This window comes from Croceicoccus sp. (assembly GCF_983967925.1).
Window position 1 is genome coordinate 1 of record NZ_CFETID010000037.1, and the last position, 22,112, is coordinate 22,112.

The following is a 22,112-nucleotide window of genomic DNA, read 5'->3' on the forward strand; positions in this document are numbered from 1 at the left end:
CATCCCGAAAAAGGGCTCCTAGCGATCACGCTGCGGCCCTCACCGGATGGGTACGACTTGGAGTGGGACTTGGGCTTTGTGCCTGGCGCGACGATCACAGCGCGTGCAGTGCACACGGGTCCGCAGTGGGTCGATGCCGCCAACACGCTCGAACTCGATAGCTGGACGCGTATCGATCTCGGTGCGCGCTACGTCTTCGCGGCGGACGACACGCCGGTCACGCTCCGCCTTTCGGCCGATAATATCACGAACGAAAAGTACTGGGCCAGCGCGTTCGACGTCTTTTCTGCCGCACTGCTGCAAGGAACCCCGCGCACAATCAAAGCCAGCATCTCTGCCGACTTCTAAGTTGGGCTGCGATGGGGCCGCTAGTGGTCAGTCCGGTCCTGGTCGACAAGGCGCAGATAGCGGACATTCGGCTTGCGACCCGTGAGCGGACATTGGTCGCATTACACCGCTGTGTGAAAGCAGTCGTTGGGTTGGAATGGAGAGAACTCCGGCGATCGGGTGCTGCTCAACCCAACATAGATCCGGCGTCGGAGGCAGCTGTAGGGTAAGCAAACATAGTCGATTTAATATCGTCCGCATTAAGCCCATGTCGGATGGCTAAGCCGAAGATATTGATCAGTTCGTCAGCGTCAGGGCCGACCAGGTGAGCCCCAAGGATGCGTCCTGTTCCAGTTTCGACCAGCACCTTGTGGCCGTAGATCTCTTCGTTCAGCCGCCTTGCCGAAAACCAACCTGGGTGCGATCCAGCATTCACCGTGAAATCCCAACCTGCCTCGTGCGCCTCGCTTTCCAGCATTCCGACCCGCGCCGCCGGCGGCTCCGTGAAAAGTGCACTAGGAACCCCACAATAGTTCGGAGCTCGGCCGCTATCTTCGAGTATGTTCTCAAGAACCACTTTGGCATCATGACTGGAGACCGGAGTCAGTGGCGGACCATTTGCAGCAGCGTCACCCGCCGCGAAGACTTTGGGGTTGCTTTGGCTTCGTAGTTGAGCGGTAAGCACCAAGCGACCCTCGTCACAGGCGACGTCTCCCGCCCCCAGATCGAGCGAACCGATCGCAGGGACTCTTCCGGCAGCGTGCACCACCAAGTCCCCTTCGATCCTGCGGTCGCCAGCATGGACGGTCAGAACGCCGCCTCTCTTCGCTACGCTGTTCACCTCGGCGTCCACGATTTCAATGCCGAGATCGTCGAAACTCGGCATGAGCCAATCGACCGTGTCAGGGTCGAAGGCTTTCAGAATGCGGCCTCGTTGGATGATGGTCACCTTTGCACCTGCCCGCGCCGCGAGGTGGGCAAATTCCGCAGCTATGTATCCACCGCCGACGAATACGATCCGATCTGGAAGGGTTTCGAGTTCTAGGAATGCATCGCTGTGGGTCAGCAACGGCTCGCCTTCGATGCCAAGTGATCGAGGCTCCGCCCCCGTCGCGATAAGAGCGTGGGAAAAACACAGTTCCGTCTCGCCTATCACGATCCGGCCGGGGCCAGCGAAGCGAGCCGTGCCGTGGAAGGTCGCGACGCCCTTTCGCTCGTAGCGAGCTTCCTGCTTTTCAGGGACGGGGTCGGTGAAGCTGCGCTTGAATGCCTGGAGGTCACCCCAGTCAATCGAAACAGAACCTTCGATACCCTTCCCCTTCAATCGCCTGTGTGCAGCGAGCGCTTCCTCTCCACTCACCATCATCTTTTTCGGATCGCACCCTCGGAGCGCGCATGTGCCACCGTAGGGCCTGTAATCGATAACCGCGCAACGCTTCCCGGCGTCGGCCATCTGGTGGACCGCGACCTGCGCAGCCGTTCCCGATCCGATCGCAATGAAATCGAAAGCCTCAGCCATTGCAGCAGTCCCCTTCCTGTATCGGAGGACAGCGAACTGTGCCGTAGGAGCAGAACACGCAGCAATCGCCGTGGAGCGGCTTGAGACGCACGCCGCAGCCCGTGCAAGTGTAGAAGAACATGCAGGCGTTGGTCGGCATTTCCATGTCTTCTTCATGACCGCATTCGGGGCAGCGCAAGCGCGAGATCAGGATCGGATCAGCCATAGAGGAAGGCACCTGTCAGCAGCGCAGCACCGATGGCAATCCCTATGGCGGTCAGCGCTCGATAGGTCGGTGATCCGCATGCACTGTCCGCCGGGCATGTTTGTGCCTGCCTAAACTGCCAGAGCAAACGGAGGGTCGCAGCGAGGAGAAGAGCCGACGCGAGGGTCAGCAGGGGGAGGCGATAGGGGGCTACGACAGGCGAGATGCTGCCAAGCCACGCGGAACCCACACCAACTGACGTAAGCGTCAATGGGAGTGCACAGCAAGCAGCTGCTCCGAAGGCAGCAAAGACACCGCTGCCCGCCGCTAATCCGTTCCACCATGTGCTGAAGCTGCGCACCAGTCGTCCCTTTCCAAAACCCGATTCCCGCAATTATTTACAGTCTGTAGCAACTACAGACTCAAGGGGTTTCGTGTGAAAATCGGTGATGTATCGAAACAGACCGGATGCAAAATCGAGACAATCCGATATTATGAGCGGATAGGAGTCATCGACCCGCCTCCACGAAGGGGCGCTTACCGCGACTACGGTCCTCGGGACATCGAGCGGCTGCGTTTCGTTCGGCGTGCGCGCGAACTCGGCTTCTCCCTTGAAGAGGTGCGGGCGCTGCTCGACCTCACACCGGGGCCCGATGTGCATTGCGATCAAGTGCAATCAATCGCGGAACAGCATCTCGGGAACGTCCGCGCCAAGCTGGCGGACCTCGCGCGCATGGAAACTGCTCTGACAAAATTGATCAGGCAGTGTGGCACTACCAGTGATGATCGGTGCCCGGTATTGGAAAGCTTAGCCGGCGAAGGCTAATCCAGCAGATCCAAGCTACGGACCAACGTTCCATCCAACACTCACAATTGACTCAGCCTGCCAGAGCAGAAAAGCAAGCGGTCCGCTTTCGGGCACCTTGCTATGCGCGGGCTACGTCCAGAATCCGGGCGTATTGTGTTGAAAAACTCTGCCACCCGTTTTGGTCGGTAACACTAGAACTTTGGCACGCCTCGTAGTGTAACAATGATTCAAGCGGCAAGCTCACTCTGAATTTTTGTTGCCCGAAATTAACCTCCGGCGCGGCGGGGCCGACTTTTTCAACACAATACGGGCGTAAAGCTGACATTGATATCGCCCAACTCGCATAGGGAGAAATTGAATTTGGAGTCCCGAAAAAGGCATCGAACCAATGCATTAGACGGCTTTTGAGGGCCTTTTGAGGGCTTTTTGGAGACGACCGAATTCCTAGCTATCTGATAAGACGTAAAAAATTATTTCGAATGTGATGCCTCTTCTGGCACCATTTCATTGCAATAGCGATAATCGTTGTACAAACGATCGCCATCGCGGCCCTTGGCGCACGAAATATCTGTTCCCTACAAGGAACGCTCAGGATCGTCTGATCGCCGTGCGACCGGCTGCGAAGGCTGTTAACCAAACATTGCGCGCCGGTGGCTGACGGGAACGGTTTTGACGCAACCGTCCCCGTCCACCAAGCCCCGCCAAAGCCCTTGGCCTCTTGCCTTCGGGACGTCAGTCGCCACTTGGCGATCTCTCTATTCCGCCAGCTCGTTCGCTGCGTGAACAAGCGCGACATAGGCGGGGGTCATGTTGACCACATACTCGTTCTCTCCCCAAAAGAACGGCCAGTTCTCCTGGTTCTCCGGATAATCCGGCTTGATAATCAGCACGCCCGGCACGACCCCTCCGGGAATGAACGAGAAATCGGCCCGGTTGCTGCCATAGGCGACTTCCTTGGAATTGGCGCCGACCCCTGAAACGAACGACAGGTTCGATGCGGGATGGGTGCCATGCAGATAATCGAGCGCGCGGAAAGCGACGGAGCCGTCCGAAACGTCCGGAAACGCCTTATGGATGGCGTAATCGGTCAGGCCGGCCTGGATGATAGCGCCATTGCCGGCCCAGCCGCCGGTCGTGATCGGAACGCCATAGGGGTTTGGCCCCGTGAACGGTTCCTGCGCTGATGCCACCTCGCGGGCGATCGGTTCGATCGCAGAACGCCAGCTTTCCGGCATATAGGGCAGGATGCGCAGCGCCGTGCGCAGATATTGCGGCGCGCGCTCGGCGATTTGCGGCCAGAGCCGTTCGATATGACTCGCATATTGCGGCTTGCCGGTGGCGGCCAGCAATTCGGCCGTTGCGGTGAATTCCTCGCCCGGAAGCCATCCGCCGGTGGTATTGCCGTGGCTGTAGGTGAAGGGCGGGCGCGATTGCTCTTCCGCCCAAACCTGTTCGGCAAGCTGTAGCGCACGGGCGGACAGCGCGTCGTCATAACCCTTCAGCGCGCCCGAGGCAGCGGCCAATGCGGAGGCCGTGCCATAATCCAGCGCACTCGCCCGCGTAGTGAAGACCCAGCGATCGTCCGGCGTGCCGCTATGCGTCGCGGTGCGTTCGCCGAAGGACAGATCTGGATCGTAAATCAGCCCATCGGTCTTCGACGCTGCATCGCCCAAATGCGTGTATTGCGACACGTCGGGTTCGACCACGCCATGCACCGCATGACCGACCGCATCGTACATCGACACCAGATAGTGCACACCATGCGCGATCTGCTGCTGGATATCGGGCTGCCCGTCGGGAACATGGATTTCGACCCGCCGCAAATCGTGATCCACCAGCGTCTGATCGCGGGTTGGGCGGAAATCTTTCCAGATATGGGCGAGTTCCCGAATGACCGCATATTGCGTCTGCGTACGGATATCGAAATCGCCCGCATCCAGCCAGCCGCCTACGTCGAGCCCGGGCACATGCTCGCCCGGCTCAAACCGCGTGTCGGTGGTGGGGCCCTGCCGGTAAAGGTCGATATGTTCGTGATTGACCGGTGCCTGCCGGGCATCGTCGCGGTGCGCATCGGCATGCCATACGCGGTAAGCCTCGTTTACCCGCATATGGTCCATCTGCACCGGCATGTAGACATCCATGCCGGGATGCCACGCATCCTCATAGACGTCGGCGGCTATGCGAAAGGGAGAGGTTCGCTGGTCGCGGTACGAAAGGACATAAAGACCCGGATCGCGCACCTGCGAGAAGTCGAAAATCGCGTAATCATAGCGCAGATATTCGCCCCAGCGTTCTGCGGGGCCTGACAATACGGCATCCTCGCTGCCGTCGGGATTCACCCGCAGCAAGGTAACCTCACCATCGGCACGGTCGCTCACGTCGAGTTCGATGACGGCGCGCTTGGCCTGCCCAGGCGTATAGCCGACCTGCGAGTGCCCGATCACCGGTTCGCGGGTCCAGCCCGGGACGGCGTTGGGCGATAGCGTCCATTCGATGACGCGACCGGTCTTGCCGGCGGGAATCTGGCTGCGGACCACGAACCAGCCGTTCTGCGCCTGGCTTCGGCCGTCATACAGCGCCAGTTCGCCCGATCGGGACTGGATTTCCACGCGCCGCGCCTCATCCTCGGGCGCCAGCACAAGCTTTTGCGCGGTTGCCAGCGGCAGCGGCTCAGCCCCGGGGCCGAAGTCGCGGCCGCTGGAGGGATTGCGGTCGCCGACCTTGACCATGTTGCCCGACGGTGTGCGCGGGAACGCCTTCGCCGCGCCATCGGCGAAATAGCTTTGCCGGAAAAACGCGGACGGCAGGAATTCAAGGTTCAGCCCTGCCTTGCCGGCAAGCGCGGCAGGCAGCGGTTCGTCCAGAACGACGGCGAGATCGACACCGTTCGCGATCTTTTGCGCCACGATCCGATAGGTAAAATCATGATCGGGGTATTCGAGGGTTACCTCGATCCGCCCGTTCGCCCTGTCGACCTTGCGTTCGACCATTCGGCCGATCGCGTCCCACTGGCCCGGCGTGGGCGACAGGCGCACATCGCCATTGGTTGCGATCCGCTCACCCTGCTGGATGATTTCGACCCCGCTGATCTTGGAATCGGCGAACAGGCCGTCGTACCAGTTCGAAAAGACGAGGACATTCGCGCCGTCCGCTTCGAAATATTCGGCCTCGGACAGGGTGTAATCGTCATTTGGCTGGGCATGGCCCGGTGCCGTGCAGAGCATTGCGGCGACCGCGGCGGCGGCAAGGAATTTTGGCTTGCAGGTCAATGTCATCTCCCGGAGCCGGTCGAGAGCCGGCATCATGATAGCGCTACCATCACCGTTCGGGTTTTGAGATGCAAGCCCCTTTGATCCAGGATGGGGTGTCGCCGACGGAAAAGATTGGCGACACCCCGATTAATGCGGCACTGGCTTTCAGCCCGTGTGAGCCCGCCGGTATTATTCGGCCTTCATGAACCCATGCATCGTCAGCCACGACGCAAAGGCATCGAACCAGCCCGTGCTGGTGGTGGTCTTGGGATACATGCCGAAGCCGTGTCCGCCCTGTTCGTAATAGTGAAACTCGACAGGGCGTTCGGCGGCCCGCCAGTTCCGGATCAGTCCGAAATCGGTTTCGGGAAACAAGGGGTCGTCAGCCGCCAGTGCGACGAAAAGTGGAGGCGCGTCGGCAGGGACGTCCATCGCCGTCAACGGTCCATAGATATCGCCCAGAAAGGCCGGATTGGCGTTGGGCCCATAGATTCCGGTCGCCATCGTCAGCGTGGCACCGGCGGAAAAGCCGACCATGCCGATACGGTCCGGATCGATGTTCCATTCGTCTGCGCGCGAGCGAATGAGGGCAAAAGCGGCTTCCGCATCTGTCAGCTGGGGCGCGATCGCCTTCGCCATTTCGGCCGGTTCGGGGCGGGGCGGACGCGGTGTGCCTTCCGGCGGCATCTCGTAAGAACGCTGGAACGCGGCGAGATCTTCGGGTGTCTGGTTGAGGCGATACTTCAGGACGAAAGCGGCCACGCCGCGCTCGGCAAGTGCGCGGGCCACGTCCCACCCCTCGTTTTCCATCGACAGGGTGCGGAAACCGCCGCCCGGAGCCACGACGACGGCGGCGCCCGTGGCCTTTGCCGGATCGGGAAGGAACGGGGTCAGCGTGGCATCAGTCACGTTTCGGGCAAAGCGGCTGCCATATTGCTGGTGCCACGATTCCTGCGCCTTGGCATCGGGTAGCGTGCCGGTGCCAAGCGGAATGGCATCCGGCTGCGCGGGCGCTTCGATCGCTACCATCTGATCGTCTTGCGCATACGCCTGTACGGATGTGAAGCTAAGCATCAGCCCGGCAACGACAGCTGCGAATTTCATCATTGATCCTCCACCACTTGAAAGTCTGCATTTCGAACGGGGCACGGCAATGGCCGTGCACGACGCTGCAGCTTTGCGTTTATTAATCTGACAAATACTGGCGGAGCAAGTTCAATTTAATGTCGTAAACGGACCTTGAATAGCAGCGAAACTGCCGCTCAGGCCAGCCATCTCCGCGATGTGACCGGGCCATCTTGTCGGTTTAATAGCCGCGCTGAACAATCAACTTCCCCGCAGCATGCGCATCGCTGCCATGCGGATCCGCTGATAGTTTCCTTCTTTCAGCGGACCCAGGATGCCGTGTCGATCGGGCGGCAAATGGGCAAGCGGATGTCCATCCTGTCGAAAGACATAATGGTCGAACCATGCCCGCCATGCCGCCCGCTCGGCGGGCGGTCTTTCGGCTATCGCGACAAGGGCAAGCATCATTGCGGCAAAGGGCTGGTCGGGTCCCGCGGCAAATCCGTCCCACCAGAAGTTGACGAGCACATTCAGGCGGTCGATGGCCTCGACCTTGTGCCACCATAATTTCGGGATGTAGATCGCATCGCCGGGCTGGAGTTCGGCGACCAGGGCCTGATCCCTGATCGCGTCGAACCGCTCGAACCGCGGATCTCCCGGCTCGCTCTCGACGGCCAGAGCCACAGGTTGACCAGCCATGGTTACGTCGATGGGGCCAACGTAAAGGTCGCCGATTGCTTGTGGCGGAAAGAGCGTGAAACGTCGCCGCCCCTTCGCGGCGAAAGCGAGGTTGTCCTGCGTATCGTAATGGCAGGCAACCCGCGAAGCGTGCCCCACCCAGAAACGCGGACGCACCGAATCGGGAATAAACGGCACGGGGGTCAGGGCTTCGATCCCCGGCAGATATCGTTCGGAGGGAAGCGATCCCATATACAGACTGTCCGCGCCTTCCTCTTCGGCGGTACGGGCGATCCTCTCCAGTCCTTCGGCAAAGGGCAGGCTCTCCCGCGCGAAATTGAACCCGGACAAATGGTCGTCGTAATAATAGCGCTGGCCGATGCCGGGAGGGCCGACGAACATCTCCGCCTCGCGACCGGTGTCGAAAGTCAGCATGTGCTCAAAGATCGAGGGGCCGCCGGGGTCCAGCAGGGGCCAGTCACGGCCGGCACCCTTCAATACGACCGGCTGGCAGGCGTGCATGACATGGTCGCGAAATGCCGGTTCAGACGCATAATGCCCGGCGCTGGCGATCGGAACTTCGCGGGCCATCACGCGGCTTCGAAAAGCCGTTCGTTACGTATACTGGCCATACGCCGGATGTGATGCACCGATGCCGCCTGAAGATAGGCGATCTGCAGGTCGCCATTGCGAAACAGGGCGGTCGCCACCTCGTCCGGCAGCGCATGAAGCGCATCGAGGCTGATCGAATACAGCCCTTCAAGCTGAAGCCGCGAACCGTCGTCGAAATCCAGGGTGATGTCGATCGGCTCGATCAGGCGGTGCTCGACGTATCGGGCGATCATACCGTCGGTTTCGGGCAGTCCGCGCTGCAGGACATGCATGGCATGCTGCACCTCCCGCAAGGCCTGAGTCGGTTCTCCCTGTTCGTCGAAGATCGGTTTTCCGTCGGGGACGAAAACCGGATCGCCGGGGGCAATCGCGATACGCCCGTCGTTGAGGAAAAAGCCCTGCCGGACCAGATCCGCGGGCCGGTATCCCGTCAACAGACCGTCTGGTGCAAACAGGTTTGTGCCCGCCTCCAGCCCGAATACGGCCCCGGCATAAAACGCGCCGGTCTCGGGATTCTTTGCGAAAAGGATTGGATATTCCAGAGCCGCGACGGGCACCTCGTCGCTGACGATCTGCACGAAATGCCGCGTGCCTGCATTGGCGAGATCCAGCCTCAGATCACGATGATCCCTCAGGTCGAGAAGCTGTAGATCAGACATATATTCGGCTCCTGCACCCTTTTGCCTTTCGCCCCGCCGGGCCGGTCGTTTGAACCTAGCAGCTAAAATTCCACTGACAAACGTTTGCATTTTTGTAGGACTATTATATGAGGGCGTTGATCTCGCCGGTTTGGATGAGCAGACATCCGCCAGGTTCGAGACATTGAGGTTTGGGAAATTCGTCACGCTGTAAAGCGACGATCTGAGGGATAGCCTGTCATGATTGCAAACAATCTTCCTTTTCGCGCACCGCTGAATGGTAGCGCTAACATTCTACTGCGCGGCTGCGCATTCGGTGCGCTGGCGTTGTGCCTTGCCTCTCCGGCCATGGCGCAGGACGCTCAGCAAGATACGGGAGAGAGCGCGTCCGATTCGTCCGACGATGTCATTGTCGTCACCGGCCTGCGCGGATCGCTTCAGCGCAACCTGGACGAAAAGCGCAATGCGCCCGGTGTCGTTGACGTCATTTCGGCCGAAGACATCGGCAAGTTTCCCGATTCGAACGTCGCGGCATCGCTGCAGCGGCTTCCGGGCGTCTCGATCCAGCGCAGCGGCGCTCGCGGTGAGGCGACGGGCATCACCGTTCGCGGTTTTGGCGGCGACTTCAACACAACGCTTTACGACGGACGCCGCATTTCGACGGCGACCGGCGGGCGCCAGATCGACTTCAGCACCGTGGGTGTCGACTTCATCGGCCAACTGAGCGTTCTGAAGACGCCCGACGTGTCGCTGTCGTCGGATTCGATCGGCGCGACCGTGAACATCGAATTCCCGAACCCCTTCGACAGCCCCGGCTTCCGTGCCGCGGTGACTGCATCGGGTTCGATCCAGGATCGTTCGGGCGATATCGTCCCGACTGCCGGCATTCTCGTCAGCAACACGTGGAACGACACGTTCGGCGTGCTGGGCAGCGTCGTCTATACGCGCCGCGATACCGACAGTAACCGCGTCTATGTCAGCGGTTGGCCGGGCGGCAATTTCGCACCGTGTCAGCTGGCCGGCAGCTCGGCCGAGACCTGCGCGCCGACTGGTGCAACGGTCGATCCCGACGTTCCTGCGGCCAACCAGCGCACCGTTCCCGGCTGGTTCCCGCAGCAGTACGGCGCCGAACAGCAGCGCGTGAACGACGAACGTGTCGATGCCCGTCTCGCCCTGCAGTGGCAGCCGGCCTATGGCACGATGATCACGCTGGATAACAACTATTCGCGCCAGAAGGTCACGTCGGAAAACTATGCCTTCGGCGTCTGGTTCAACCAGACCGACCTTCGCAATGTCGAGCTGGACGAGAACGGGACCGCGGTGAACTTCACCCAGGCCGGCTCGCCCACCGATTTCACTTCGGCGCTGAACAAGCAGATTCTCGAGACGAACCAGACCGGCCTCAACATCGAATTCGAGGCAACGGACAACCTGAGCTTCGAACTTGACGCCGCCTATGCCAAGAGCAAGCTCAACCCCGGTGACGTCATCGGCAGCCTCAACGCCGACGTCGGCTATGGCGGCGCGCTGGGCACGAACCTGCAGTTCATCGTCGATGGCGACAGCAGCGGCGCCTTCCCGTCGCTCGCCAATTTCGGTCCGGCCGGTGTCGGCGCGGACTGGGCGAACACCGACCTGATCGGCTCGCACGTGACCGTCAACCAGACGCAGCGCAACACGGATGAGCTGTGGCAGTTGCGTGCACAGGGTCAGTGGGAGCAGGAAGATCTGAAGCTGCAGTTCGGCGGCCAGTATTACGAAGACCGGTTCAACTTCGCGAACTATTCGACCTTCGTGAACAACTTCTGGCAGGCCTATGCCGGCTATGGCGCTCCCTCGGGCCGCGACACCGGCATCGCGCCGCTGCCTGCCTCGCTGTATGAAGGCAGCATCAGCCTCGACAATTTCATTCCCGGCTTCGACGGATCACTGCCGCCTTCGGTTTTCCTGATCAGCCCTGTCGCCTATCAGGAATATCTGACCAGTCTCGGCAACCCGCAGACTCAGAATATCCCGGGCTATAACTATGGCTGTTGCGGCAGCAACTTTACCGGAACCTTCGACCAGGCGCTGGACGGCGGCAGCATCCGCGACATCACCGAAAAGACCTGGGCACTGTTCCTGCGTGCAAGCTTCAATACGGAAATCGGCGGCATGCCATTTTTCCTGAGCGCCGGCATGCGGAACGAGAATTCGAAGATTTCGGCGAACGGCAATGGCACCTTGCCGCTGCAAATCCTTACCAGCACGGCCGACCCGACGCTCTTGACCGTGGTGCTTTCGGATCCGCAGGAATTGACGGGGACGAACAGCTACAACTATCTCCTGCCAAGCCTCGACACCCGGCTGGAGATCACTCCTGAATTCCAGATGAGGTTCAGCGCCTCGCGGACGATTACCCGCCCGACGCTTAACCTGCTGTTCCCACAGCTTAACGTGGGCACCGGACAGCGCATCGGCGCGCTTAGCGCTGCTGGCGGCAATCCCGGCCTGAAGCCATATCTGGCAGACAACTTCGACCTGGCGTTTGAATGGTATTACCAGCCGAACTCGTATTTGTCGGTGAACGGCTTCCTCAAGAACGTGTCCAACTTCATCGTCGGGGGCGTCACCAACCAGACCATCAACGACGTGATCGATCCCACGACCGGACAGCCCGCGGTGTTCGCGGTGACCCAGCAGGTCAACGGACCCGACGCGACGGTCAAGGGCATCGAACTCGCGCTGCAGCACGTGTTCGGCGACAGCGGCTTCGGTTTCCAGGCCAATGCCACCTTCGTCGAAACCAACCGTCCGTATGACGAGAACGACATCTCGCAGACCGGCTTTGCGGTAACGGGGCTTGCCAATTCGGCGAACTTCGTCGGGTTCTATGACAAGGACGGGTTCCAGATCCGTGCCGCCGCCAACTGGCGCGACGAATATCTGCTGCAGTTCGGTCAGAACCAGAACACCGGTTCGTTTGGTGCCGAGCCGACCTTTGTCGACGAAAGCTTCCAGATCGACCTGACCAGCAGCTATGACATCAACGACAATTTCAGCGTCTTTGGTGAAATTCTCAACGTGAACAACAACAAGCAGAGCACCCACGGGCGCTTCTCGAACCAGCTGCTTGACGTGTTCGATTACGGTCGTCGCTACACCGCCGGTGTGCGCTTCCGTTACTAAGGCCTTCCCCTCGGCGGGGCGCAGATCGATTGCGCCCCGCCGGCTTTATCGGCCATACTAGGGCATGGACACGGTCGACAATATCGTCATCGTCGGGGGCGGCACCGCAGGCTGGCTGACGGCCGGCGTGATCGCAGCCCGCCATCAGGGCAGACGCAAGCACGGTTTCACCGTCACCTTGGTTGAATCGCCCAATGTTCCGATCGTCGGAGTGGGCGAGGGGACGTGGCCGACCCTGCGCACCACCCTGCGCAAGATCGGCGTATCCGAAACCGATTTCTTCCGCGAATGCGACGCGGCCTTCAAACAGGGTGCACGCTTCAACCGCTGGACCACGGGCGAGGCGGACGAAGGATATTACCACCCGCTGATGCTGCCGCAGAGTTTCGGGCGGCTGAATCTCGTGCCGCACTGGCTGAAGGACGGGGATGAGAGCTTTTGCGATGCCGTGACGCCGCAGGGGCGGATCTGCGACGAAGGCCTTGCCCCCAAGACGATCGCGACACCGGAGTTCGAAGGGCAGGCGAACTATGCCTACCACCTCGACGCCGGGAAGTTCTCCGAATTCCTGAAGCGGCATTGCTGCGAAAAGCTGGGCGTCAGGCATGTTCTGGCCGACGTGACCGAGGTCGAATGCGCGGCCAATGGCGATGTCGCATCGCTGAAAACCAAAGATGGCCCGGTTATCGAGGGCGACCTCTTCATCGACTGCACCGGCTTCAAGGCCCTATTGATAGAGGGCGCCATGGGTGTCCCGTTCCGCGACTGCAACGACGTGCTGTTCTGCGACACGGCGCTGGCCGTCCACGTGCCTTACGAAGACCCGTCGGACCCGGTCGCCAGCCACACGATTTCGACCGCGCAATCGGCGGGATGGATCTGGGACATCGGCCTGCCCACGCGGCGCGGGGTCGGGCATGTCTTTTCCAGCAGCCATGTCGATGCCGATCATGCCGAAAGGGAGCTGCGCGACTATATCGGTCCCGCGGCCAAAGACCTGTCTGTGCGCCGCATCCCGATCCGGTCGGGACACCGCGAGATCTTCTGGAAGCGCAATGTGGTGGCGGTCGGCCTTGCCGCCGGTTTCCTCGAACCGCTGGAGGCGTCCGCCATCGTGCTGATCGAACTGTCGGCCAAGATGATCGCCGAACAGCTGCCGCCGAACCGGGCGGTGATGGATGTGATCGCCCGGCGCTATAACGACACCACCACGTACCGCTGGGGCAGAATCATCGATTTCCTGAAACTGCATTATTCGCTGACCAAGCGGACGGATACGGATTTCTGGTGCGACAATGCACGGCCCGAAACCATTCCCGACAGGCTGCTGGGCCTGATGGAGCTGTGGAAGTATCAGACGCCGTGGCTGCACGACGAATTCGACCGTGCGGAAGAAGTCTTCCCCGCAGCCAGCTATCAATATGTCCTCTATGGCATGGGCTATCGCACGCATGTTCCGCCGGGCGACGCGGACGCCGACCGCGAACTGGCGCAGCGCGCATGGCGCGAGAACCGGAACCTGACGGCCAAACTGCTGGCCGGCCTGCCCGGACATCGCGAGCTGCTGAACAAGATTTCCCAGCACGCGATGATGCCGGTTTAAGGCGCGGGCGGCAGGTCTTCCTCGCCAAAGCGCAGCGTCTGGCCCTTTGCCAGTGTCACCTCCATCAGCCGTCCGGGCAGTCCCACGCGCCATGACCCGTCGGCATCGGCGGTCAGCACCGCGCTCGCCATACGGCCATCCCGCCAGTCGAGGTCGACCCGGCATCCGCCCCTTGCGCGCAGGCCCTTGACCGAACCTTCGCGCCAGGCCGCCGGCAGGGCTGGCAGCAGCAATATGGTGCCGTTGTGGCTTTGCATCAGCATCTCGGCAATGGCGCGCGTGCCGCCGAAATTGCCGTCGATCTGGAACGGCGGATGGGCGTCGAACATGTTCGGATAGGTCCGCCCGGGCCCCAGCAAAAACGCCAGAACGTCATGCGCGCGGTCGCCTTCGCGCAGCCGCGCGCGCAGGTTGATGCGCCATGCGGTGGCCCAGCCGGTCGATTCGTCTCCGCGCAATTCCAGCGACCGGCGGGCCGCATTGGCCAGATCGGGCGTCGTTGCAGGATCGATCTGCGATCCGGGGAAGAGCGCATAGAGATGCGAGACATGGCGGTGATCGGGTTCCGGAGCCCGGCTATCCCAGTCCTCGCGCCATTCCTGCAGCTGCCCCTGCGCGCCGATGCGATCGGGGGCGAGGCGGCTGCGCGCCTGCATGATGTCTGCCGCGAAATCCGGATCGGTGCCAAGGATGGCCGCCGCGCTGGCGGTCTGCCGGAACAGGTCGCGCAGGATCTGTTGATCCATTGCCGGTCCCGACGTGACGGCGGCCCCTTCGGGATGCCGGTTTTCCGGCGAGATCGAGGGATTGGTGACCAGATAGCCCGTCGCCGGATCGGTCTGCAGCGTATCGAGGAAGAACAGCGCCGCACCGCGCATGACCGGATAGACGCTGGTTAGGAAATCCGTGTCCCGGCTGTAGTCGTAATGGTCCCACAAATGGGTGCACAGCCATGCGCCGCCCAGCGGCCACATGCCCCATTGCGCCCCGTCGATCGGCGCGGTCGCGCGCCACAGATCGGTGTAGTGATGGCACACCCAGCCGCGCGCGCCATACATGGTGCGCGCCGTATGCGCCCCGGTCACCGCCAGTTCGCGCACCATTTGCACCAGCGGTTCGACACATTCCTGCAGGCCCGTGACCTCGGCGGGCCAATAGTTCATCTCGGTATTGATATTGACCGTGTACTTCGATTCCCACGGCGGCTCGTTCTCGGCGTTCCAGATGCCTTGCAGATTGGCGGGCTGGGTGCCGGGGCGGGACGAAGCGATCAGAAGATACCGGCCATAATCGAAATAGAGCCGCGCGAGATCCGGATCGGCCTGCAAATTTTCTGCGGCGATGCGGGCATCGGTGGGTAGCTCCGCCGCAGGCGTGGTGCCGAGATCGAGCGAGACCCTGCGGAACAGGCGGCGATGCGCAGCGATGGCGTCGCCGCGCAAGGTCTCGTAATCCTTCGCAGCGGCGCGTTCGATCGCCTGATCGACCAGCGCGACCGGATCGGCGCCGGTGTCGTCGAAACGCCGGAAACTGGTCGCCATCGCGAGCAGCAGCGTGACTTGCCTCGCGCCTCGCACGTTCAGGCGGCCGCCCGACTGCGCGATCTTACCGTCGCTATCGACCGAGACCCGGCCAGCAAGCCGCAGCACCCCGTCGATCCCGGCGCGCCCGGCATTATGGCCCGTCAACAGCAGGGACCGCTCTGCCGCCTCGACGCGCGCCTCGGGCTGCTCGCTGGCGAGGGCGATGTCCAGATCGAAAGGGCATTCCCCAGCGATCCGCATCGCCACGACGTCATCGACCGGGGAGGCGAAAACCTCGCGACTGTATGTCCGTCCGTCCCGGCTGAACGACACGCGGGCGAGGGCGGAATCGAGATCCAGTTCGCGCTCGTAATCGCTCACCTCTCCCGACACGCCGGGAAAGGAAAGCCGCAGATCGCCGAAGGATTGATAGGCCATTTGCGTGCGGGGGACGCCGATCAGTTTATCGTCGGCCATGGCTTCGGCTTCGGCAAAACGGTCCTGCTCGACCAGCCGCCGGACTTCGGGAAGGGCGTTCAGCGCCTGCGGATTGACGGGATCATATGGGCCGCCCGTCCACAGCGTATCTTCGTTCAGCTGCAGCCGCTCCTCGTCGATCCCGCCGAAGATCATGGCGCCCAGCCGCCCGTTGCCGACCGGCAGCGCCTCGACCCACTCGCGGGCGGGCTGCCTGTACCACAGGCGCGACTTGCGCGTTTCGACCGGGGCGGCGGCCGCCTTACCCGCCAGCCGCAGCGCCGCGGCCGAAGCGGCGGCGCCCGCCATGAGCGAGCGCCGCGTCAGTGGAAACAGCGCCACCGCCGGTTCAGCGCAGTTGAAGGACGACGACCGACTTGGCGGGCAGCGTGACGGACACGCTACCGCCCGAAACCCTTGCGCCGTTGAACGCAGCGGGTGCGACGACGTTTGGACGGTCGAAGTCGTTATGCGCGTCCATGGCCCCCCCCGTCAGGATCCGGCCCGAGGCTGCCGCCGGGTTCACGCCGTCCAGTGCGATCGTGACCGGATGGGCATTGTTCGGATCCACGTTGACCAGCGCCAGATGGACCTGTCCTCGGTGTCGCGCACGGCCGACACGTTGATCGCCGGGATCGAGACATCGTCCTTTTCATACATCGACGAGGCGACCTCGACCGGCAGGCTGGTCGCACCCTGCCACGGCTCGTACATGTCGAACACGTGATAGGTGGGCGTCTTCACCATGCGCGGCCCGTCGGTCAGCAGCATGGCCTGCAGCACGTTCACCATCTGCGCGATGGCGGCCATTTTTACGCGCTCGGCATGCTTGGTGAAGATGTTGATGTTGAGCGCGGCGACCATCGCGTCGCGCAGGCTGTTCTGCTGCTGCAGGAAGCCGGGATTGGCGCCGGGCTCGGGGTCGTACCACGTGCCCCATTCGTCCACCGCCAGCATCACGCGCTTTTCGGGATCGTACTTGTCCATGATCGCGGAATGGCGGGTGATGAACTCGTCCATCTCCAGCGTGTGGTCGAGCGTGGATGCCCATTCGCTTTCGGGAAAGCCCAAAGCGGGGCCCTTGTCCTCCCACGTCGCATCGCGTGGACGGGTGTAGAAATGCAGCGCCAGCCCGTCGATCAGCTTGCCCGATTTCCTCATCATCGTCTCGGTCCACTCGTAATTCGAGTCCGAGGGGCCGCTGGCGATCTTGAGCATCTCGCCGGTGCCGGGCTTGGCGAAGGTGATGAAACGGTTGGTGAGGTCCGCCGCGTATTCGGCAGTCATATTGCCGCCGCAGCCCCACAACTCGTTGCCGATGCCGAGATAGTCGACGGTCCACGGCGCTTCGTGCCCGTTCGCCGCACGCTCGCGCGCCAGTTCGGTCGTGCCTGCGGGCGCAGTCATATATTCGACCCACTGCGACGTTTCGGCGGGCGTTCCGCTGCCGACATTGGCCGAGACATAGGTGCGCGCGCCAAGCCGCTGCGCAAAGCCCATGAACTCATGCGTGCCAAAGCTGTTGTCCTCGTTCACGCCGCCCCAGTTGGTGTTGATCTTGACCGGGCGATCCTCGCGCGGGCCGATGCCGTCGCGCCAGTGATATTCGTCGGCGAAACACCCGCCCGGCCAGCGCACCATGGGCACGTTGATGTCCCTCAATGCCTGCAGCACGTCGGTGCGATAGCCGCCGTCATTGGGGATCGGCGAATCCTCGCCCACCCAGACGCCGCCATAGATGCCGGTGCCCAGATGTTCCATGAACTGGCCGAACACGTCGGGATGCACCTGCGCGCCGGGCTGGTCGGCATCGACCGTGACACTCGCGCGGTCGGCGGTCTGGGCAAGGGCAGGCAAGGGCGCAGCGATAGCGCCAAGCGCAACGCAAAGCCCGAAACGCCGCATGGACGGCAGTATGGCGGAAGTCAGACCTGTCACGAAAATCCCCTCGAAATATGCCGCATCACATCGAATACGGGCGCGAGCTTTAATGCCCTTGTATTTGTAGGAGTAGTGGAGGCATGTTCGAATCGTCAAGGCAATAGGTCGCAAAGCGGCCGGACATGATGCGGACAGGGGATGGGGAATGAGGACATTCACGGCAACGGCGCTGGCACTGGCCTGTGCGACGACGGCATCGGCCCAGACGCAAATTCAGGATCAGCCCGATCTGCCGGTCTTCACTTCGCCCGAACGCGATCCGTCCGAGCATTTTTCCATCGTCATCCCGATCCGGCCTGAAGCCGAACCGGTCGTCCTTCACGTCGCGCCTGCGGGGTCGGACGCGGGCGACGGTTCGGCCGGGGCACCCGTCGCGAGCCTGCAGCGGGCGCAGGAACTGGTCAGGACACTGAACGACACGCGCGATGTGACCGTCAGGCTGGCAGGCGGCACCTATCGTTTGAAACAGCCGCTTCGCTTTGCGGCGGCGGATGGCGGACGGGGCGGGCATGTCGTGCGCTGGGAAGGCGCGGATGGGGAATATCCCGTGATCTCGGGCGGGGTCCCCGTCACGGGCTGGTCGCTGGTGGACCCGGACGACAACATCTGGCGAGCCGACATTCCAAAGGGCGCAGCCCCCCGGCAATTGAGCGTCGACGGCAGGCTGGCCCCGCGCGCCCGGATCGAGATTCCGCGATCCGCCGTCCGGTTCGAGACCTGGGGGTTGCAGATCCTCGATCCGGAATGGCGCTCTCTGTCCCAGCTGACCGACCAGGACCGGATCGAGGTCGAGGGCATGAGCTGGTTCACCCACCGGCATGCGATGGTCGAACGGATCGAGGGCGACCGCATCGTGATGCAGCAGCCGGGCTGGCGCAACAATCTGATCGGATACGACACGCTGGCCCGCCCGATATCGAAGGAGGTGGCGCGCCTGTTCCTCGTCAATTCGCGCGCCTTCATGCGTGAGGCCGGGCAATGGTATGCCGATCCGGCAGAAGGCCAGCTGTATTACCGGGCGGCGGAAGGGCAGGACGTCAACCGCAGCCTTGTCGAGATGCCGGTGCTGGAACATCTGGTGTCGATCGGCGGGACGATGGACGATCCGGTCCGCGATCTGCAGTTCCGCGGGCTCGATTTCCGGCATACCAGCTGGCTGCAGCCGTCCGGTAACGAGGGCTATGCCAGCCAGCAGAGCGGTTCGTACATCTCGGGTCAGCTTGCCGGCTATCCCGCCGATCCGATCCGCGACTGCAGCTGGGGGTGCCCTGCGTTCGAGAAGCGGCGCAACCATTGGCAGCAGCAGCCCGCCGCCATCCAGCTGTCCGCTGCAACCCGCGTGGTGTTCGAAGACAATCGCTTTTCGCAGCTTGGCCAGATCGCGCTCGGCATCGGCAACAATCCCGAGGCGAACGAGACCGGCATCGGCCTTGGCGCCACCGCGATCGAGGTGAAGCGCAACATATTCACCGATCTCGCCGGGGGCGCGATCATGGTTGGGGGCATCAGCCGGGACGCGCATCATCCGTCGCGCCCCGAACTGGGCGTGCGCGACATTCTGATCACGGACAACACGATCTCCGGCGTTTCGCACGATTACAAGGAGCAGGCCGCGATCCTCGTCACCTATGCGACGGGGGCGATCATCATGAACAACGATATCTCCGATGCGCCCTATGACGGAATCGACGTCGGCTGGGGCTGGGGCATCAACGATCCGGGGGGCAGCCCGGAATATTACCGCTGGCACCGTTCCTACTATGACGATCCGGAAAACCTGATCTACGACACGCCGACGATCCTGCGCGACACGGTCATCGTCGGCAATCGGGTCGGGCGGGTGAAGCAATGGTTCCCCGACGGCGGCGCGATCTATCATCTGTCGGCCGATCCCGGCGCTTTGATCGCGCGGAACTATGTCTATGACGTGCGCGGTTCGGGCGGAATCGCGATCTATCTCGACGAAGGATCCCGCTATGTGACGGTGCGAGAGAATGTGATCGACCGCGTGGGCGGAGTGTGGCTGAACCTCAATTCACAGGATGCGATCACACCGCGCCGCACCGCGCTCGACAATACGGCCACGGGCAATTGGTACAATTCGGGCCGGTTGCAGGGGAATTGGACGGCATATCTGGGCAATCGCGCCGAGGGAAATGTGAAGGTCGACGGGCAAGCGTGGCCCGCGGCAGCGCAGGCCGTCATCGACGAGAGCGGGGTTCAGCCGGTGGGGGACGCCGTTAAATAGGTCGCCCAATGCCCCCGGCTGCTACCAGTCGGGCTGATCCGCGCCGTCCATGCCGAACAGGCCGACCGATACGGGGCCTGCGCCGTTTGCGGGGCCGCGCACATCCTCGGCAAGGATCTGCCACAGGCCGTTCTCCTGCGCGAAGAGCAGGCGATAACGGCCATTGTCGGCATCGATCCGCAACCTGACCCGCTGATCGAAGGAGCCGGAAAGGGCAGTCGTGTAGATCAGCCTGCCCGCCGAAGAGGTTGCATCGCCGTCGCGAAGGCGCACCGCGATCAGGTCGGCCGGTTCGATCTTCTCCACCTGAATGCTGACCCAATGGGCAGGGTCGGCGCGCGCGACCAGTCCGGCCACATCGCCTTCCCTCAGCGCCCGATAATCGAGCAGGGTGGATGCCGAGAATGTGCCGCCAGTCGCTTGCGTTCCGACCAGTGTCGGCGAATCGGACGACAGGGTCTGCCGCCCCGTGGCGATCAGCAGGCCGTCTTTGCCCAACGACGCCCAGTCCGGCGCATTTTCCATGAGCGGCTGAAGCCCCGTGGCAGACGGCGCATCATCCGCAGGGCCATCGGTCGATAGCTCCAGCCACTCGAACGCGACCACGGGGGCATCCTGCGCCGCAGCGGGAGCCGCCACGGACAGGGCGGCGATCAGGGCAAGATATCTCATGGCAGCGGCAGAATGCCGGTCTCGGTCTGGGCAACCGGATTGATCAGGCCGTTCTCGTCGAAAGTCATACGTTCGACGGCCACGGCGCGGCGGCCGAGATTACCCTTCATATCGCCGACATCCAGCGTGCCGACGTGATAGAACAGATACCACTCGCCCTTGAACTCGGCGATGCCGGGGTGGATCGTGAAGCTGTTGGCCGCCGCGCCGGTGATCTCGCCGCGCCATGTCCACGGACCGGTGATCGCGGGCGCAGTGGCATAAGAGATTCGCTCGTCCGGACTGATCGTCTTGTCCATGCTGGCATAGGCCAGATAATACATGTCGCCGCGCTTGAAGATCCACGGACCTTCCTCGAAATCGGGCAGCTCGATCTGGCGGATCGGCCCGTCGAAGCTGATCATGTCGGGCGCCAGTTTCGCCATGTAGAGATTGGCGTTGCCCCAGATCAGCCAGCTTGTGCCATCCTCTTCGGTCCAGACGGTCGGGTCGATGTCGTCCCAGCTGTGCGGGCCCTTCGTATCCTCGTTGCGGACCAAGGCGCTTCCCTTGGCGTCGCGAAAAGGGCCGAGCGGATTGTCGGCCACCGCCACGCCGATCGCCTTACCCTGCGATCCCTGCTCCGGATCATGCTCGACCGCGGTGTAGAACCAGAACCGGCCGTTCTTTTCATGGACCTGGCTGGCCCAGGCATCGCGCGAGACCCAGCTGAAATCGGTCGGCTGCATGATCGGGCCATGCGCCGTCCAGGTCTTCATGTCCTTGGTGGAAAAGGCCAGCCACTCGGTGATATTGAACATCTGGCCTTCCGCCGCCTCGTCATGGCCGACATAGAGATACAGCGTGTCGCCCACCACCAGCGGAGCGGGATCGGCCGTATGCAGATCGCGGAAAATCGGGTTGCCGGTGTACTGATAGGTCGCCGCGGTCTGCGGCGAATCGGTTGAGGCCATCGGCTGCGTTGTCGCGCATCCGGCCATCGCCAGTGCGGCAGCGGCGGTCAGGCATGACCCATAAATTCGCATCTTTATCCCCACCGTCATTCTTTGAATTATCGTTTGGCTGCGCTAGTTCTAGTCTGACAAATCACCGTGTAAAGGCCTGTTGCGGCCCGTTGCGATCGCCGGAAACCGCGCCGGACCGGCATCGCAATCCCTTCATCGCCGCACGCCGCACGGCAGGGTGAGAAGCAGGAGGTTCCAAGTGGCGACAAAAAACGCGAAAAGCACCGACTGTCTATTGCCACCGAGTATGGTAGCGCTATCATGGCGGCGACGTGCTCAGTGAGAAGCCGGTTTTTTGAGGAGATGATGATGCGGACTGCGCTGTTTTCGGTTGTTGCATTAGCCCGGTTTATTCATGAGGCCGCAGCAGCGAAGTGGATGGGCCTTGATCTGA

Annotated in this window: 14 protein-coding genes and 2 pseudogenes; 5 read left to right on the forward strand and 11 right to left on the reverse strand. The window is 62.2% G+C overall.

Annotation, left to right across the window (positions count from 1 at the left end; translation table 11 throughout):
* Positions 1-348 (forward strand): annotated as a pseudogene (locus AC4FIJ_RS15015) (hypothetical protein); the annotation flags it as partial.
* Between the two features lie 166 nt (positions 349-514).
* Here AC4FIJ_RS15015 and AC4FIJ_RS15020 read toward each other — a convergent pair.
* Genes AC4FIJ_RS15020 through AC4FIJ_RS15030 form a run of 3 tightly spaced genes read right to left on the reverse strand, consistent with a single transcriptional unit; the run spans position 515 to position 2,391 of the window.
* Positions 515-1,846 (reverse strand): dihydrolipoyl dehydrogenase family protein, encoded by a 1,332-nt coding sequence (locus AC4FIJ_RS15020; protein WP_490337471.1) that lies wholly within the window; start codon positions 1,844-1,846, stop codon positions 515-517.
* Complete coding sequence (locus AC4FIJ_RS15025) at positions 1,839-2,051, reverse strand: GDCCVxC domain-containing (seleno)protein (RefSeq protein ID WP_053833516.1); 213 nt, start codon at positions 2,049-2,051, stop codon at positions 1,839-1,841. The genes AC4FIJ_RS15020 and AC4FIJ_RS15025 overlap by 8 nt, the downstream gene beginning before the upstream one ends.
* Complete coding sequence (locus AC4FIJ_RS15030; protein WP_082347936.1) at positions 2,044-2,391, reverse strand: mercuric transporter MerT family protein; 348 nt, start codon at positions 2,389-2,391, stop codon at positions 2,044-2,046. The genes AC4FIJ_RS15025 and AC4FIJ_RS15030 overlap by 8 nt, the downstream gene beginning before the upstream one ends.
* Positions 2,392-2,466: 75 nt before the next feature.
* Between AC4FIJ_RS15030 and AC4FIJ_RS15035 the strand changes: the two genes are divergently transcribed.
* Entirely contained in the window at positions 2,467-2,856 is a 390-nt protein-coding gene (locus tag AC4FIJ_RS15035) for a MerR family transcriptional regulator (RefSeq protein WP_046903606.1), read from the forward strand.
* A 737-nt stretch (positions 2,857-3,593) separates the two neighbouring features.
* On the opposite strand, the gene AC4FIJ_RS15040 is transcribed toward AC4FIJ_RS15035, so the two are convergent.
* The 4 genes from AC4FIJ_RS15040 to AC4FIJ_RS15055 form a co-directional block, all read right to left on the reverse strand.
* On the reverse strand, positions 3,594-6,107 hold the full coding sequence (locus AC4FIJ_RS15040) for a glycoside hydrolase family 9 protein (protein ID WP_490337472.1): 2,514 nt from the start codon (positions 6,105-6,107) through the stop codon (positions 3,594-3,596).
* A 171-nt stretch (positions 6,108-6,278) separates the two neighbouring features.
* Positions 6,279-7,193, reverse strand: coding sequence for an alpha/beta hydrolase (locus AC4FIJ_RS15045; protein WP_490337473.1), 915 nt, complete (start codon positions 7,191-7,193; stop codon positions 6,279-6,281).
* 222 nt (positions 7,194-7,415) lie between these two features.
* On the reverse strand, positions 7,416-8,423 hold the full coding sequence (locus AC4FIJ_RS15050) for a cupin-like domain-containing protein (protein ID WP_490337474.1): 1,008 nt from the start codon (positions 8,421-8,423) through the stop codon (positions 7,416-7,418).
* Positions 8,423-9,103 carry a SapC family protein gene (locus AC4FIJ_RS15055; RefSeq protein WP_490337475.1) on the reverse strand — a complete coding sequence of 227 codons (681 nt, stop codon included), beginning with the start codon at positions 9,101-9,103 and terminating at the stop codon, positions 8,423-8,425. The genes AC4FIJ_RS15050 and AC4FIJ_RS15055 overlap by 1 nt, the downstream gene beginning before the upstream one ends.
* A gap of 327 nt (positions 9,104-9,430) precedes the next feature.
* On the opposite strand from AC4FIJ_RS15055, the gene AC4FIJ_RS15060 reads away from it, so the two are divergent.
* Positions 9,431-12,250 carry a TonB-dependent receptor gene (locus tag AC4FIJ_RS15060; RefSeq protein ID WP_490337481.1) on the forward strand — a complete coding sequence of 940 codons (2,820 nt, stop codon included), beginning with the start codon at positions 9,431-9,433 and terminating at the stop codon, positions 12,248-12,250.
* 64 nt (positions 12,251-12,314) lie between these two features.
* Positions 12,315-13,853: a tryptophan halogenase family protein gene (locus tag AC4FIJ_RS15065; protein ID WP_490337476.1), complete on the forward strand. Its 1,539-nt coding sequence runs from the start codon at positions 12,315-12,317 to the stop codon at positions 13,851-13,853.
* Here the strand turns inward: AC4FIJ_RS15065 and AC4FIJ_RS15070 are convergent.
* Positions 13,850-16,195: a glycoside hydrolase family 95 protein gene (locus AC4FIJ_RS15070; protein ID WP_490337477.1), complete on the reverse strand. Its 2,346-nt coding sequence runs from the start codon at positions 16,193-16,195 to the stop codon at positions 13,850-13,852. The two genes, AC4FIJ_RS15065 and AC4FIJ_RS15070, sit on opposite strands and share 4 nt — an antisense overlap.
* 7 nt (positions 16,196-16,202) lie before the next feature.
* Positions 16,203-17,758: pseudogene (locus AC4FIJ_RS15075) on the reverse strand (alpha-N-arabinofuranosidase).
* A gap of 181 nt (positions 17,759-17,939) precedes the next feature.
* Here AC4FIJ_RS15075 and AC4FIJ_RS15080 point away from each other — a divergent pair.
* A complete protein-coding gene (locus tag AC4FIJ_RS15080; RefSeq protein WP_490337478.1) occupies positions 17,940-20,042 on the forward strand; it encodes a right-handed parallel beta-helix repeat-containing protein in 2,103 nt (700 codons plus the stop codon).
* A gap of 21 nt (positions 20,043-20,063) precedes the next feature.
* Here the strand turns inward: AC4FIJ_RS15080 and AC4FIJ_RS15085 are convergent, their stop codons facing one another.
* On the reverse strand, positions 20,064-20,714 hold the full coding sequence (locus AC4FIJ_RS15085; protein ID WP_490337479.1) for a beta-xylosidase family glycoside hydrolase: 651 nt from the start codon (positions 20,712-20,714) through the stop codon (positions 20,064-20,066).
* On the reverse strand, positions 20,711-21,667 hold the full coding sequence (locus AC4FIJ_RS15090; RefSeq protein WP_490337480.1) for a family 43 glycosylhydrolase: 957 nt from the start codon (positions 21,665-21,667) through the stop codon (positions 20,711-20,713). Before AC4FIJ_RS15090 ends, AC4FIJ_RS15085 begins: the two co-directional genes overlap by 4 nt.
* Positions 21,668-22,112: the final 445 nt, after the last annotated feature.